The 14,567-nt window shown below is 72.1% G+C and carries 12 protein-coding genes; 2 read left to right on the forward strand and 10 right to left on the reverse strand.

Features of this window, described 5'->3' with window-relative positions:
- The first annotated feature begins 158 nt into the window (after window positions 1-158).
- Window positions 159-683, forward strand: coding sequence for a GtrA family protein (locus DEJ50_RS12820; RefSeq protein WP_150208003.1), 525 nt, complete (start codon window positions 159-161; stop codon window positions 681-683).
- An 8-nt stretch (window positions 684-691) separates the two neighbouring features.
- Here the strand turns inward: DEJ50_RS12820 and DEJ50_RS12825 are convergent, their stop codons facing one another.
- Together DEJ50_RS12825 and DEJ50_RS12830 are read right to left on the reverse strand one after the other, a co-directional pair.
- Complete coding sequence (locus tag DEJ50_RS12825; protein ID WP_150208005.1) at window positions 692-1,957, reverse strand: ATP-binding protein; 1,266 nt, start codon at window positions 1,955-1,957, stop codon at window positions 692-694.
- Window positions 1,958-1,966: 9 nt separating this feature from the next.
- A complete protein-coding gene (locus DEJ50_RS12830) occupies window positions 1,967-2,644 on the reverse strand; it encodes a response regulator transcription factor (RefSeq protein ID WP_150208006.1) in 678 nt (225 codons plus the stop codon).
- Between the two features lie 398 nt (window positions 2,645-3,042).
- Between DEJ50_RS12830 and DEJ50_RS12835 the strand changes: the two genes are divergently transcribed.
- Window positions 3,043-4,533, forward strand: coding sequence for a peptide MFS transporter (locus DEJ50_RS12835; protein ID WP_150208008.1), 1,491 nt, complete (start codon window positions 3,043-3,045; stop codon window positions 4,531-4,533).
- Window positions 4,534-4,603: 70 nt separating this feature from the next.
- Here the strand turns inward: DEJ50_RS12835 and DEJ50_RS12840 are convergent, their stop codons facing one another.
- The 8 genes from DEJ50_RS12840 to hutU form a co-directional block, all read right to left on the reverse strand.
- Entirely contained in the window at window positions 4,604-5,872 is a 1,269-nt protein-coding gene (locus tag DEJ50_RS12840; RefSeq protein ID WP_150208010.1) for a hypothetical protein, read from the reverse strand.
- A gap of 14 nt (window positions 5,873-5,886) precedes the next feature.
- Window positions 5,887-7,104, reverse strand: coding sequence for a hypothetical protein (locus tag DEJ50_RS12845; protein WP_317852537.1), 1,218 nt, complete (start codon window positions 7,102-7,104; stop codon window positions 5,887-5,889).
- Entirely contained in the window at window positions 7,101-8,117 is a 1,017-nt protein-coding gene (locus DEJ50_RS12850; protein ID WP_150208011.1) for a hypothetical protein, read from the reverse strand. The genes DEJ50_RS12845 and DEJ50_RS12850 overlap by 4 nt, the downstream gene beginning before the upstream one ends.
- A 14-nt stretch (window positions 8,118-8,131) precedes the next feature.
- On the reverse strand, window positions 8,132-8,815 hold the full coding sequence (locus tag DEJ50_RS12855) for an LPXTG cell wall anchor domain-containing protein (protein ID WP_150208013.1): 684 nt from the start codon (window positions 8,813-8,815) through the stop codon (window positions 8,132-8,134).
- 171 nt (window positions 8,816-8,986) lie between these two features.
- Window positions 8,987-10,162 carry an imidazolonepropionase gene (gene hutI / locus DEJ50_RS12860; RefSeq protein ID WP_150208015.1) on the reverse strand — a complete coding sequence of 392 codons (1,176 nt, stop codon included), beginning with the start codon at window positions 10,160-10,162 and terminating at the stop codon, window positions 8,987-8,989.
- 27 nt (window positions 10,163-10,189) lie between these two features.
- Entirely contained in the window at window positions 10,190-11,530 is a 1,341-nt protein-coding gene (locus DEJ50_RS12865; RefSeq protein ID WP_150208017.1) for a formimidoylglutamate deiminase, read from the reverse strand.
- Window positions 11,527-12,717, reverse strand: coding sequence for an allantoate amidohydrolase (locus DEJ50_RS12870; protein ID WP_190344940.1), 1,191 nt, complete (start codon window positions 12,715-12,717; stop codon window positions 11,527-11,529). The genes DEJ50_RS12865 and DEJ50_RS12870 overlap by 4 nt, the downstream gene beginning before the upstream one ends.
- Before the next feature lie 107 nt (window positions 12,718-12,824).
- Window positions 12,825-14,489, reverse strand: a complete 1,665-nt coding sequence (gene hutU / locus DEJ50_RS12875; protein WP_150208021.1) for a urocanate hydratase — start codon at window positions 14,487-14,489, stop codon at window positions 12,825-12,827.
- Window positions 14,490-14,567: the final 78 nt, after the last annotated feature.

A 14,567-nucleotide genomic window follows, 5' to 3' on the forward strand; every position in this document is an offset into this window, starting at 1 on the left:
CCATCCGGACGGGGGCCGTGGCCGGAAGAAGTTCCGGCGGCGGGCGCCGCGACGAACGCGTCACATCTGTTCCGAAAGGCGCAGACGTACCAACGGGACGACACTTAACATGGCCGGGTTGATCAGGAGACGGACCACCGACAGGGGCGATTGATCGTATGAGCGCGGCGAAAGAAGCGATTCTCCTCGGACGGGTACGTGGCCTCGCCCGGGAGATCGCGAAGTTCGGCGCGGTCGGCGGTCTGGGCGTCCTCGTCAACCTGGGCGTCTTCAACCTGATCCGGCACACCACGGACCTCGCGGTGGTGCGGGCCAGCGTCATAGCCATCGCCGTCGCCATCCTCTGCAACTACGTGGGGTTCCGGTACTTCACCTACCGTGACCGCGACCGCAGCCGCCGCAAGCGCGAGCTGACCCTGTTCGTGCTGTTCAGCATGATCGGCATGGTCATCGAGAGCGGTGTGCTGTACGCGGCGACCTACGGCTTCGGCTGGGACAGCCCGCTGCAGAGCAACATCTTCAAGTTCGTCGGCATCGGCGTGGCGACCGTCTTCCGCTTCTGGTCCTACCGGACCTGGGTGTTCCGTGCCCTGCCCGCCCCGGCGCCCAGCCCGGTGGTGGGGCAGCGCGGGGCCCAGAGCAGCGAGCACGAGCGGGACACCCGGGTCCCCGTCGGCAGCTAGCCTGGCGCCTAGCGGACGGTTTTTTCCGGTTCTGTGCGGTCCGGCGCGGTCCGGCTCAGGAACAGTGCGAACACCGGCGGATGCGCCTGCAGCAGTTCCAGCCGTCCGCCGTCCGCCTCCGCCAGGTCGCGGGCGACCGCCAGCCCGATGCCGGTGGAGTTCCGGCCGCTGATGGCCCGCTCGAAGATCCGGGCGCCCAGGTCGGCGGGGACTCCGGGCCCCTCGTCGGTGACCTCGATGACCGCCTGGTTGCCGGTCACCCGGGTCCGCAGGGCGACCGTGCCGCCACCGTGCATCAGGGAGTTCTCCACCAGCGCGGCCAGTACCTGGGCCACCGCCCCGGGGGTGCCCACCGCCCGCAGGCCCGGCTTCCCCGAGCTCACCATGGCCCGGCCGGCACTGCGGTAGGCCGGCCGCCACTCCTCCAGCTGCTGTTTGACGACCTCGTCGAGGTCGAAGACGACGGCGGAGCCGGTCCGCGGGTCCCGGGAGTTCGTCAGCAGCCGTTCCACCACGTCGGTGAGCCGCTCCACCTGGGTGAGGGCGATGGAGGCCTCCTCCCGTACGGTCGCCAGGTCCTCGGTGACCGTGATCTCCTCCAACCGCATGGACAGCGCGGTCAGCGGGGTGCGGAGCTGGTGCGAGGCATCCGCGGCGAGCCTTCGCTCCGCCGTCAGCATCCGCCCGATGCGCTCGTTGCTGGCGTCCAGGACATCGGCGACCCGGTCCAGCTCGGGCACCCCGTACCGCCGGTGCCGGGGGCGCGGGTCTCCCGAGCCGAGCCGCTCGGCCGTCTCGGCGAGGTCGGTCAGCGGGGACGCCAGCCGGTTGGCCTGGCGTACGGCGAGCAGTACGGCCGCCACGACGGCCAGCAGCGCGACCGCGCCGACCACCGCCAGAGTCCGGCCGACCTCGCGGGTGACGGTGGAGCGGGGCACCTCGACGGTCACCGTCTCGCCCTGGCTGCCGGGGGCGCTGCCCCGGATGACCCCGCCCTCGATCGGCGTTCCGAGCCGTACCTCGGGCCGCCCGGGGACCTGGATGCGGGCGTAGCGCCCGGGATCCAGGCGGTCGGCGAGCGCGTCCGCATCGATCGGCTCGTGCTCCTGGACCTGGGACTCCACGATGCCGACCAGCCGGAGGGCCTCGGATTCCACGCTCTCCTGGGCACTGTTGGTGATCGTCCGGGTCTCCACGATCACCAGGGAGACCCCGAAGACGGCGATCACGACGAGCACCACGGCGAGCGTGGAGTTGATCAGGCGGCGGCGCACAGGGGGTGCCTAGCTCTTTTCGAAGCGGAAACCGACCCCGCGCACGGTGGCGATGTACCGCGGGTTGGCGGCGTCGTCGCCCAGCTTCTTGCGGAGCCAGGAAATGTGCATGTCGAGGGTCTTGGTGGAGGACCACCAGGTGGTGTCCCAGACCTCGCGCATCAGCTGGTCGCGGGTGACCACCCGGCCGGCGTCCCGGACCAGGACCCGCAGCAGGTCGAATTCCTTGGCGGTGAGCTGGAGCTCCTCCTCCCCCATCCAGGCGCGGTGCGACTCGACGTCGATCCGCACCCCGTGGGTGGCGGGGGGCTGGGCGGGCTCGGCGGCACCGCGCCGGAGCAGGGCCCGGACCCGGGCCAGCAGCTCGGCCAGCCGGAAGGGCTTGGTGACGTAGTCGTCGGCGCCGGCGTCCAGCCCGACGACCGTGTCGACCTCGTCGGCGCGGGCCGTCAGGACCAGGATCGGAAAGCCGTGCCCCTCGGCGCGCAGCCGGCGGGCCACCTCCAGGCCGTCCATACCGGGCAGGCCCAGGTCGAGCACAACCAGATCGACGCCGCCCTGCAGGCCGGCTTCCAGCGCGGTGGGTCCGTCCTCGCGGACCTCAACCTCGTAGCCCTCCCGGCGCAGGGCGCGGGCCAGCGGTTCCGAGATGGATGCGTCGTCCTCGGCGAGCAGTACACGCGTCATGTGGGTGATGGTAATGCGAGGCGGCCTCAACCTGGGGCGGCCCGGACGGCACCCGTTGATCTGGTCTTATGAACTACTCGCAGCCTTCGAATATGGTCGAACGGTTCCCCGGAATCCTGTGATCCATATCTCAAGTCCTTCCATATCCGGCACTGTCCTGTCGTATGGTGGCGAGACACCTATGACATACCTCAGGACCTTTGTGCCGAAAAGTGGCCGAAGGTCTCTATTTCTGCCTCGGGTGGACTGCCAGTCTTGATGGACTGTCCCGGCCCCTCGTCGGCAGTGAACGAACCTGTGGGCCGGACCTGCGCGCGAAGGTGCGCGCCAGGCCCGCCCCCTCCCCGGGCGCCGATTCGCTCACGAAGCGCGGCGTCCCGAGCAAGCAAGGATCGACCATGGCTTCCAGCCTGACGAAGGACTCCGCCAGTACCGGCGAGAAGACCTTCCTCGGCCACCCCAGCGGCCTCGCCTTCCTCTTCATGACCGAGATGTGGGAGCGCTACAGCTTCTACGGCATGCGCGCCCTGCTCGTGCTCTACCTGGCCACCGAGGTGGCCGACGGTGGACTCGGCATGAACGACGCGACCGCGGTCGCGATCTACTCCGTCTACAACGCGATGGTCTACCTGCTCGCCCTCCCGGGCGGCTGGCTCGGCGACCGCGTGTGGGGTGCCCGCAAGGCCGTGGCCGTGGCGGGTGTGGTCATCATGACCGGCCACTTCCTGCTGGCGGTGCCGTCGTCCATCTCGTTCTTCATCGGTCTGGCGCTGATCGCGGCCGGCTCCGGTGTGCTGAAGGCCAACATCTCCACGATGGTCGGCCAGCTGTACCGGGACAAGAACGACCCGCGCCGTGACGGCGGCTTCACGATCTTCTACATGGGGATCAACCTCGGTGCCTTCTTCGCCCCGCTGACGATCGGCTGGGTCGGCCAGGAGGTCAGCTGGCACCTCGGCTTCGCCATGGCCGGTGTCGGCATGGCACTGGGCCTGGGCTTCTACTTCTTCGGCTTCCGCCACCTGAACCCGGTCTCCAACACGGTTCCGGACCCGCTGAGCCCCGAGCAGAAGTCCGCGATCATCAAGAAGGGCCTGATCTGGCTCGGTGTCGCCGCCGCCGCGTACGCGGTCATCGGCCTGGCCGGCATCTTCACGATCAACTACGCCCTGTGGCCGCTGACCGTCCTCGGCCTGGTGCTTCCGGCCTGGGCGCTGCTGCGGATCAAGCGCGACCGCGACCTGAGCACCGTCGAGCAGTCCCGGATGTCGGCGTACGTGTGGTTCTTCGTGGCCGCCGCGATCTTCTGGGCGATCTACGACCAGACCGGTTCGACGCTGGCGCTGTTCGCCAAGGACAGCACCGAGAGCACGCTGTTCGGGTTCAACTTCCCGGAGAGCTGGTTCCAGTCGCTCAACCCGCTGTTCGTGATGGCGCTGGCTCCGGTCTTCGCCTGGGCGTGGGTGGCCATGGCGCGCCGCCAGAAGGAACCGAGCACCCTGACGAAGTTCTCCTTCGCGCTGGTGATGATCGGCATGTCCTTCGGCGTCATGATGATGGCCCAGGGTGTGGCCGCGGACGGCCGGGTCAGCCCGATGTGGCTGGTCTCGGTCTACTTCATCCAGACCGTCGGCGAGCTGTGCCTGTCCCCGGTCGGCCTGTCGCTGACCACCAAGCTGGCCCCGCAGAAGTACGCCTCGCAGATGATGGGCGTGTTCTTCCTGGCGGTCACCGCCGGCGACTCGACCATCGCCCTGCTCCAGCTGGTCGGCGTGCCGACCGACACCCAGGGCTGGTTCGCCAGCCAGGGTGCGCTGGCCGCGCTCGCGGGCATCGCGATCTTCATGTACCGCAAGAAGGTCCAGCCGCTCATGGGCGGCGTGCACTGACGCGCTGATGCGCTGATGTGGGACGGCCCGGCACACCTGGTGGTGTGCCGGGCCGTGCTGTTCAGGCTGTTCAGCGGGTGCCGCGCAGGCGGCGCCACGGGGTGAAGGTGAAGACCGCGCCGCCGAGCAGGATGACGGTGCCGGCGACCAGGGCGAGCGCCTTGATGCCGCCCTCGTCCTCGGCGCCGGTGTCGGCGAGGCCGCCGGTGGTGGTGGTGCTGCCGGTGGTGGAGGGGCTGCCGGAGCCGCCCTGCTGGGCGGTGGTGTCCAGCTCCAGGGAAACACCGGTGCTGAGCGCCTTGCAGGGGACGGTGAGCGGCTGGCCGCCCGCGACCATGGTGACGTCGATCGACATGTCGGCCGGGCTCAGCGTGACCTTGCCGGTCTTGCCGGGCTTGTAGGTGCCGGTCATCTCGCTCAGGCTGACCCCGCCCTGGGCGGGGATGGGCTCGGCGTTGGCGGGTCCGGTGACCTTGACCGTACCGCTGTCGGCGCCGCCGAGCTTGATGTTCATCGAGGGCTTCAGGGCGCCCTTGGGCAACGCCACCGGGGCCTTCATGGCGTCCTTGGCCGTCTTGACCGTCAGGTCGAAGCTGCCGCCGTTCTTCTTGGCGTTGACCGTGACCGGGGTGGTGATGCCGCCCGGGACGGTCTCGCCGCAGTCGAACTTCACGTCGACCGCCTTGCCGGGGAAGTCGGTCTGCCCCCCGCCGCCTCCGCTGCCGCCGTTGGTCGTGCCGCCGTTGTTCGTGCCTCCGTTCGTGGTCCCGCCGTTGGTGGTGCCGCCGTTGGTGGTGCCCCCGTTGCCCGAGCCGCCGCCGACCTTGATCGTGGCCCCGGGCTTCACGGCCTCCTTGGGCGCGCACTTGGTCTCGGTCTTCATGATCTGGTGGACCGTGATCACGTACTTGTCGGGCGTGAGGGTGATGTCGCCGGCCTTCTCGATCTTGAGCTTGCCGGTCATGGTGGACAGCTTCATCTCGCCGCCCTTGGGGATGGGCGGGTTCTCCCGCGGCCCCTGCATCTTGACCACGCCGGACTGGGCGCCGCCCACCTTGAGGTCACCGCTGGGCTCGACCATGTTCTTCTCCAGGTCGAGCACGTCCGGGTTCTTCGACGCCGCCTTGATCGTCTTCCAGGTGACGTCGACGGTGTCCCCGACCTTGGCCGTCGCCGGGGCCGTGATCTCCACGGTGGTCTCGCCCTGGATCGCCGGCAGCCCGGAGATCGCGGGCGGAATGCACTCCGTCTTGAATGTGACCGAGGCGGCCTGGGCGGGACTCGCCGCCAGCAGGATTCCCGCCCCGCCGAGCATCAACGCGACCCCGGCCGCGCTCATCCTCCGTTGGGTTCTCACGGATGTCCCTTCGTTGTCGGATGGTCTTCTGACGGTGCGGATTGCGGTGCGTGCGGTGCGGATGGTGGTGCTGTTGCCGTTCCCGGTGCGCTGTCCGGGGTGAACCACGGCAGTACGGCCGTGGTGGTCTGCGGGGTCACGGGCTCGGCCGGCTGCGGCCTGCGTACGGCCGGGATGCGCGGCAGCCGGGCGGTGACGGCCGCGGCTGCCTCGGGCAGCCGGATCCCGGCGCCGCGGTGCCGGCCGGCGCCGGCGGCTGCGGCGGACCCGGGCTCCGTCCGGGGGCGGATTCGGTCCACCACCGCCATGCCGAGCCGGAAGACCGCGGCCGGGATCACCACGAACAGCAGTCCCCAGAAGAGCAGCACGCCGTACGGGCGGCCGACCCCCCAGGGCTGCGCGGCCAGCACCTTGTCGCCGTACTTGAGGGAGACCGTGTAGTCGCCGTGCGCGCCGGATGAGAGCGTCACCGGCAGCTCGATCCGGGCCTTCTGGCCGGCCGCGATCGTGCCCTTCCACTGCTGTTCCTCCCACAGCGGGGCGAACACGCCGTGGGCGGTGCCGATCTCGAACACGGGGTCCTTGACCGGGGCGGAGCCGAGGTTGCCGACGGTCACGGTGAGCTTCCGGCCGGGCGGGGCCCCGAACCAGGTCAGCACCCCGTCGTCGCCCTTCAGCTGGACGCCGGTGAGCACCGCGAGGCGGGCCTGGCCGGACTCCGCGGGCAGCTCGGCCACCGGGTGGTCGGTGATCTTGAGCGGCAGGGCCAGGGTGGACTGGTCCCCGTTGACGGAGGTCACATTGACCACACAGGGACAGGGCTTGGGCGGTGCCACCACGGCCAGTGCCTTGCGGAAGCCACCGTCGGCACCGACCGAGGCGGCCTGGCCGGCGTCGTTGGCGCAGCTGTTGGTGCCGCCGATCATGTTCTGGCCGCAGAGCAGCAGCATGACCACGGTGCCGGCCGGCCAGCCGCGCCCGGTCACGGTCACCTCGGTGCCTTTGGCCGCCTCCTTGAGGGAGAGCTCCGCGGCGGGTTTGCCCTCGGCCGTCGGCGCGCTGGGCGCGGCCAGGGCCGGGCCGGCCGCCACCAGCCCGCCGAGCAGCAGCCCGGCGAGCAGCAGCCGGGCGACGCGGGGCGCGAGGAGCCGAGCCCGGGGCCGGCGGGCCGGGACGGGCGGGGTTCCCCGGCGGGGGCTGGGCCTGGCGCTCACTTCGATACTCCCGTCAGCTCGGGTTCCCGTACGGAAGGCTCGGCCGGTTCGGGTCCGGCCGGGCGCGGGGTGCGGCGGGCCCGGGACAGAAAGCGGGCAGCCGGGGCCGCACCCACGAGCACCAGCAGGCCCCCGCCGGCCCAGACGGCCACCGGCCACGGCACAAAGCGCGCCGACACCGAGGCGGTGGCGCGGGCCCCGCCGGGCGCGGTGGCGGTGAGCGTGAGGTCCACCGCGTCCAGCTTCGGCGCCCCGGGCCACGGCTCGGTCAGCGTGACCCGCTGCCCCGGCAGCAGTTCCACCGGCACCCGGTGCGCCGGCCGGCCCGGCAGCCCGCCGAACAGCCCGTCCGCGTGCAGGGCGAGTTCCGGGGTCAGTGCGACGTTGCCGCGGTTGACCAGGGTGTACCGCACCTCGGCCGCCGCGCCCCGGCCGGTGACCGACACGTCCTCGACGGTGAGTGCGGCCAGGGTGGGGCCGGTGACCCGCAGGTGGACCCGTACGCCGGCCTCGTGCCCGCCCTCCGCGGCGACCAGCGCGACCGGGTGGTCGCCGGGCACGGCGTCGGGCGGGAGGGTGACGGTGAAGGGGACCACGGCGCGGTTGCGCGGCGGGATCCTGACCGTGGCGTGGCCGCCGAAGCTGATCCAGCCCCCGGCCGCGGCCGGCTTCCCGGGCGGCTTCCCGGCCGGGTTCCCGGCCGGGCGGTCAGCCGGGCGTACGGCGAGGGCTCCGTCGGCGGTGTTGTAGGCGTCGGCACCGCGCAGGGTGACGGTGCGTTCCCGGTCGGTGGGGTTGGCGAGGGCCAGCCGGTCCTCCAGCACGGTGCCGGGGGTTCCTTCCAGGTAGAAGAACGGGCGGGCGGCGGGCGCGCCCGGCCGGGCCGCGGGCTCGGCCGTCCAGCCGGGCTCCGCCGCGCGGGCGGTGGGGGCCCCGGAGAGCAGCGCCCCGAGCACAAGAGCGGCAACGGGGGCGAGGGCGCGGGCCGCCCCGCTGCGGTGGTGCGCACGCACGGGACCGGGAACCTTCAGGACCGGGCCCGCTGGCCGCGCCGGGTCAGCCAGAGCACCCCGGCCGCGCCGGAGAGCAGGACGGTGCCGCCGAGGGTGCCGAGGGCGAGGGCGGAGTCGGTGGGTCCGGTCTGCGGCAGCGTGCCGTCGGTCGTGCCGGCGGCAGCGCCCGGGCTCTCCTTGCCGCCGCCCGCCGCGGTCACCTCCAGCTCCAGCGAGGGCTTCGGGTCGTTGCCGGGCGTACAGGTGGTGACCGTGCCCATGGCCTTGATGGTGAGCACACCGGCGGTGAAGGTGACCTTGCCGCTCTTCTTGGGCGTGTAGGTGCCCGAGAGGTCCGTGATCTTGATGGGGGTGTTGGCGGGCGCGGCCTCGGGGTTGGGCGGGCCCGAGACCGGCACGGCGGTCTCCTCCGCACCCTTGACCTGGATCAGCGCGCTGGGGCTCATCGCGCCCTTGCCGAGCTCGATGGGGCTGGAGGAGACGCCCTTCTGGAAGGACATGGTCAGCTTGACGGCCTCGCCGTCCTTGACCGCCTTGATGTCGATGGGCGAGACCGCGGACTTGTCGCCGATGGGGGTCTTGCAGTCGTACTTGACGTCGACGACTTCGGCGTGGGCGGCGGGGGCCGCCAGCAGCAGGGCCGGTCCGGCCACCGCAGCGGCGAGCACGAGCGTGGTGGAGCGCTTCCGGTGGGACACCTTCGTATTCCCCTCGAGCCACAAGTTACTGACGACACATCAGATGGGTGGCTCAAGGTACGCCCGGGGCCTTGCGGAGGGAAGAGAACGAACGGCCCGGATTGACCGTTCGTCAGCAACCTGTAAGTACATACGTCAGCGCATATGTCAGCGCATGCGTCATCGCATATGTCAGTGCACCTGTACGCCGCGCTGCCAGACCGCCGACACCAGCGGAACCCCGGGCCGGTACGCCAGGTGGACATGGCTCGGCGCATCCAGCAGCGCCAGATCCGCCCGGGCCCCCGGGGTCAGCACGCCGATGTCGGTACGGCGCAGCGCCTTGGCCCCGCCCGCGGTGGCGGACCACAGCGCCTCGTCCGGGGTCATCCCCATGTCCCGGACCGCGAGGGCGATACAGAAGGGCATCGAACTCGTGTAGGAGGAGCCGGGGTTGCAGTCGGTGGACAGCGCGACGGTGGCACCCGCGGCAAGCAGCCGGCGGGCGTCCGGCCACTGGGCGCGGGTGGAGAACTCGGCGCCGGGCAGCAGGGTGGCCACGGTGGTCGCGGCGGCCTGGCCGAGGGCGTCGACATCGGCGTCGGTGAGGTGGGTGCAGTGGTCGGCGGAGGCCGCTTCGAGCTCGACGGCGAGCTGTACGCCCGGGCCGTGGCCGAGCTGGTTGGCGTGGACCCGCGGGATCAGCCCGGCGGCGGCACCGGCGGTGAGGACGGCGCGGGCCTGATCGCCGTCGAAGGCGCCCTTCTCGCAGAACACGTCCACCCAGCGGGCGTACGGGGCGCAGGCCGCGAGCATCTCCCCGGTGACGAGGTCGACATAGCCGGCGGGGTCCTCGGCGTAGTCGGGGGAGACGATGTGCGCGCCGAGGTAGGTGACCTCCTCGGTGTGGGCGGCGGCGATGCGCAGGGCGCGGGCCTCGTCCTCGACGGTGAGCCCGTAACCCGACTTGGTCTCGAAGGTGGTGGTGCCCTGGCGGCGGGCTTCGTGGAGGTGGCGCACCAGGTTGGCTTCGAGTTCGGCGTCGGAGGCGGCGCGGGTGGCGGCGACGGTGGTGCGGATGCCGCCGGCGGAGTAGCTGCGGCCGGACATCCGGGCGTTGAACTCCTGCGTGCGGTCGCCGGCGAAGACCAGGTGGGAGTGGGAGTCGACGAAGCCGGGGATGACGGCACGGCCGTCCGCGTCGTACGCGGTGTCCGTGGCGGGGGCGTTCGCCGTCGGGCCGACCCAGGCGATCCGGTCGCCCTCGATGACGACCGCGGCGTCCTGGACGAGGCCGAGGGGGCCTTCGCCGAGGGCGGGGTCGTTGGTGACGAGGCTGCCGATGCTGGTGATGGCTGTGGTGGTCATGGTTCCTCGCGGTGGTCGGGGGTTGCGTCAGCCGCGGACGGCCGCGATCGATTCGGCCAGTGCCGACGGAACGTCGGGGACCAGGGTGTGGGCGCCGTCGCGCACCACGTGCCGGCCGCCCACCACCGTGTGGCGGACGTCCGCCGCCGTCGCCGCGAAGACCGCCGTCTCGGCGCCGAGGCGGGGCAGTGGGCCCGCCGTGCGGACCGAGCCCAGGGTGATGGTGGTGAAGTCGGCGAGCGCCCCCGCCTCCAGGCGGCCCGCGTCCGGCAGCCCCAGCGCGGCATGGCCGTCGGCCGTGGCCGCGGTCAGCAACGCGTTCGCCGTCCAGTGGCCGCGGGTGCGGCTGGCCAGGCGCTCGTTGAGCTCCATCGCGCGGGCCTCCTCCAGCAGGTCGATCACCGCATGGCTGTCGCTGCCCAGCGACAGGGGCGAGCCCGCCCGCTGGAGGCGGACGGCCGGGCCGATGCCGTCGGCGAGGTCGCGTTCCGTGGTGGGGCACATACAGGTGCCCGTGGTGGTGCCGCCCAGCAACGCGATGTCGGCGTCCGTCAGATGGGTGTTGTGGACGCCCGTGGTGCGCGGGCCGAGCACCCCGTGGTCGGCCAGCAGCTGCGTCGGGGTCCGGCCGTGCGCGGCCTGGCAGGCCTCGTTCTCGGCCGTCTGCTCCGACAGGTGGACGTGCAGCGGCGCCCGCCGCTCCTCCGCCCAGCGCGCCACGGTGGCCAGCTGGCCGGCCGGTACCGCCCGTACGGAGTGGATCGCCGCGCCGATCAGCGCGTGGTCCCGGCCCGCCAGCTTCGACACCCGCTCCGCCCAGGCGTCCGCCGTGCCGTCGGAGAAGCGGAGCTGGTGGGGGTTGGGGGCCTCACCGAAGCCCGCCGACAGGTACGCGGTGTCCAGCAGGGTGATCCGGATGCCGGCCGCCGCCGCGGCCTCGATGAGCGCCTCGCCCATCGCGTTCGGGTCGGCGTACGGGGTGCCGCCGGGCGCGTGGTGGACGTAGTGGAACTCGCCGACGTTGGTGATGCCGGCCAGCGCCATCTCCGCGTACACGGCCCGGGCGAGCGCGAAGTAGCTGTCCGGGGTGAGGTTCTGGGCGACCCGGTACATGACCTCGCGCCAGGTCCAGAAGGTCCCGGAGCCGACCTGGACGGTGCCGCGCAGGGCCCGGTGGAAGGCATGGCTGTGTGCGTTGGCCAGGCCCGGGAGGGTCAGGCCGCGCAGCACCTCGGCGCCCGGGGGCGGGGCCTCGGCACCGGTGCGGAGGGCGGCGATCCGCCCGTCCGCACCGGACACCTCCAGGGCGACGCCCGGCTCGACGTGGGTGCCGAGCCAGGCGTGCTCCAGCCAGTACGTCTTCGTCACCTGCACGCGAGACCTTCCAGTACGTCGGCGAGGGCGAGGACGCCGGCCACGCAGTCGTCCTCGGCGGCGAACTCCGCCGGTGAGTGCGAGACGCCGGTCGGGTTCCGTACGAACAGCATCGCGGTCGGGATCGATCCGGAGAGGATTCCGGCGTCGTGTCCCGCACCCGTTCCGAGCACGGGCACGCTCCCGCCGAGGATCCGGTTGAGCTCGTCCCGCAGGGCGTGCTCGAACTCGACCACCGGGGTGAAGGACTCCCGGACGATCCGCAGGTCGATGCCGTCCTGCTCGGCGCGCTCCCGGGCGGCCTTCTCGACGGCCGTCACGACCGTGTCGAGGGTGGCCTGGTCGGCGGCCCTGGAGTCGAGCCAGCCGCGCACCAGGGAGGGGATGGCGTTGACCCCGTTGGGCTCCACGGCCACCTTGCCGAAGGTGGCGACGGCCCCGGCGAGGGCCGCCTCCCGGCGGGCGGCCAGCACGGTCTCCGCGTACGTGAGCATCGGGTCGCGGCGGTCCACCAGGCGGGTGGTGCCGGCGTGGTTGGCCTCGCCGTGGAAGTCGAACCGCCAGCGGCCGTGCGGCCAGATCGCGGAGGCGATGCCGACCCGGTCGCCGGACAGGTCGAGCGCGCGGCCCTGTTCGACGTGGAGCTCGACGAACGCGCCGATCCGGGCGAGCCGTTCGGGGTCGGCGCCGATCGCGTCGGGGTCGTAGCCGGCCTGTTCCATCGCCCGGGGCAGGCTGATGCCGTCCGCGTCGCGCAGTTCGTACGCCTGCTCCCTGGTCAGCCGGCCGGCGGTGAGCCGGGAGCCGACGCAGGCGAGACCGAACCGGGCGCCTTCCTCGTCACCGAAGTTGGTGATGGCCAGCGGCCTGGTGAACTCCACACCCCGGTCGCGGAGTTCATCCAGGGCCGCGAAGGAGGACACCACTCCGAGCGGCCCGTCGAAGGCGCCGCCGTCCGGGACGGAGTCCAGGTGCGAGCCGGTGACGACGGCGTCCCCGGCGAGCGGGTCGCCGAGCCAGGCCCACTGATTGCCGTTCCGGTCGGTCTCGTACGTCAGCCCGCGCGCCTCGGCCTGCGCCCGGAACCAGGCCCGGCACTCGGTGTCGGCCCCGGTCCAGGCGTAGCGGCGGTAGCCGCGGGTGCCGCTGTCGCGGCCGAGGGGGGCGAGCTCGCTCCACATGCTGTGGAAGCTGCTTCCGCCCCGCCCTGCCGTTCCGCCGTTGCCGGCGGGGTCGGCGGGGTCGGCGGCGGAGCCCCCGGTTCGGGCGGAGCCCCCGGTTCGCTCGGTCACGCGGAGTCACCCTCGCGCATCGGGACGCGGACGCCCTTGGCGTCGGCGACCGACTCGGCGATGTCGTAGCCGGCGTCCACGTGCCGGATGACGCCCATGCCGGGGTCGTTGGTGAGCACGCGGCGGATCTTCTCGCCGGCCAGCGGGGTGCCGTCGGCGACGGTGACCTGGCCGGCGTGGATGGAGCGGCCCATGCCGACGCCGCCGCCGTGGTGCAGGGACACCCAGGAGGCGCCGGAGGCGACGTTGACCATGGCGTTGAGCAGCGGCCAGTCGGCAATGGCGTCGGAGCCGTCGAGCATGGCCTCGGTCTCGCGGTACGGGGAGGCCACCGAGCCGCAGTCCAGGTGGTCGCGGCCGATGGCGAGGGGCGCGGCCAGGGTGCCGTCGGCCACCATGTCGTTGAAGCGCTCGCCGGCCTTGTCGCGCTCGCCGTAGCCGAGCCAGCAGATCCGGGCGGGCAGGCCCTGGAAGTGGACCCGCTCGCCGGCCATCTTGATCCAGCGGTGCAGCGACTCGTTCTCCGGGAAGAGCTCCAGGATCGCCTTGTCGGTCTTGTGGATGTCCGAGGCCTCGCCGGACAGGGCGGCCCAGCGGAAGGGGCCCTTGCCCTCGCAGAAGAGCGGGCGGATGTAGGCAGGGACGAAGCCGGGGAAGGCGAAGGCGCGGTCGTAGCCGGCCAGCCGGGCCTCGCCGCGGATGGAGTTGCCGTAGTCGAAGACCTCGGCCCCGGCGTCCATGAAGCCGACCATGGCCTCGACGTGCCGGGCCATGGACTCGCGGGCGCGGGTGGTGAAGCCGGCCGGGTCCTTGGCGGCGTACGTGGCCATGTCGTCGAAGTCGACGCCCACGGGGAGGTAGGACAGCGGGTCGTGGGCGGAGGTCTGGTCCGTCACGATGTCGATCGGCGCGCCCTCGGCGAGCATCTGCGGGAGCAGTTCGGCGGCGTTGCCGAGCAGGCCGATGGAGAGCGGCCTGCGGGCGTCGCGGGCCTCGACGGCCAGCTGGAGGGCGTGGGCGAGGTTGTCGGCCTTCACGTCCAGGTAGCGGTGCTCGATCCGGCGCTCGATGGCGCGCGGGTCCACGTCGATGCAGATCGCGACGCCGTCGTTCATGGTGACCGCGAGGGGCTGGGCGCCGCCCATGCCGCCGAGGCCGGCGGTGAGGGTGATCGTCCCGGCCAGGGTGCCGCCGAACTTCTTCGCGGCGACGGCGGCGAAGGTCTCGTAGGTGCCCTGGAGGATGCCCTGGGTGCCGATGTAGATCCAGGAACCGGCGGTCATCTGGCCGTACATGGTCAGGCCCAGCTGCTCCAGGCGGCGGAACTCCTCCCAGTTGGCCCAGTCGCCGACGAGGTTGGAGTTGGCGAGCAGCACACGCGGGGCCCACTCGTGGGTCTGCATCACGCCGACCGGGCGGCCGGACTGGACGAGCATCGTCTCGTCCTGCTTGAGGGTCTGCAGGGTGCGGACCATCGCATCGAAGGAGCGCCAGTCGCGGGCGGCCTTGCCGGTGCCGCCGTAGACGACCAGCTTGTCGGGGTGCTCGGCCACCTCGGGGTCGAGGTTGTTCTGGAGCATGCGCAGGGCGGCTTCCTGCTGCCATCCCAGGGCGCTGAGCTCGGTACCTCGCGCGGCACGTACGGGGCGGGGTCCTGACATGGCGGTGCCTCCTCCGATGTTGGTCAATCCATTCACATCCTGGCCCCCTGAATAGATTCAGTCAACAGCTGCGGGCCG

Source organism: Streptomyces venezuelae (assembly GCF_008642295.1).
GTDB lineage: Bacteria > Actinomycetota > Actinomycetes > Streptomycetales > Streptomycetaceae > Streptomyces > Streptomyces venezuelae_C.

Coding starts and splice junctions, on each gene's coding strand:
- hutU (WP_150208021.1), bottom strand. CDS start 14,489: ATGTCAGGACCCCGCCCCGTACGTGCCGCGCGAGGTACCGAGCTCAGC.
- hutI (WP_150208015.1), bottom strand. CDS start 10,162: ATGACCACCACAGCCATCACCAGCATCGGCAGCCTCGTCACCAACGAC.
- DEJ50_RS12870 (WP_190344940.1), bottom strand. CDS start 12,717: ATGTGGAGCGAGCTCGCCCCCCTCGGCCGCGACAGCGGCACCCGCGGC.
- DEJ50_RS12820 (WP_150208003.1), top strand. CDS start 159: ATGAGCGCGGCGAAAGAAGCGATTCTCCTCGGACGGGTACGTGGCCTC.
- DEJ50_RS12835 (WP_150208008.1), top strand. CDS start 3,043: ATGGCTTCCAGCCTGACGAAGGACTCCGCCAGTACCGGCGAGAAGACC.
- DEJ50_RS12830 (WP_150208006.1), bottom strand. CDS start 2,644: ATGACGCGTGTACTGCTCGCCGAGGACGACGCATCCATCTCGGAACCG.
- DEJ50_RS12840 (WP_150208010.1), bottom strand. CDS start 5,872: ATGAGCGCGGCCGGGGTCGCGTTGATGCTCGGCGGGGCGGGAATCCTG.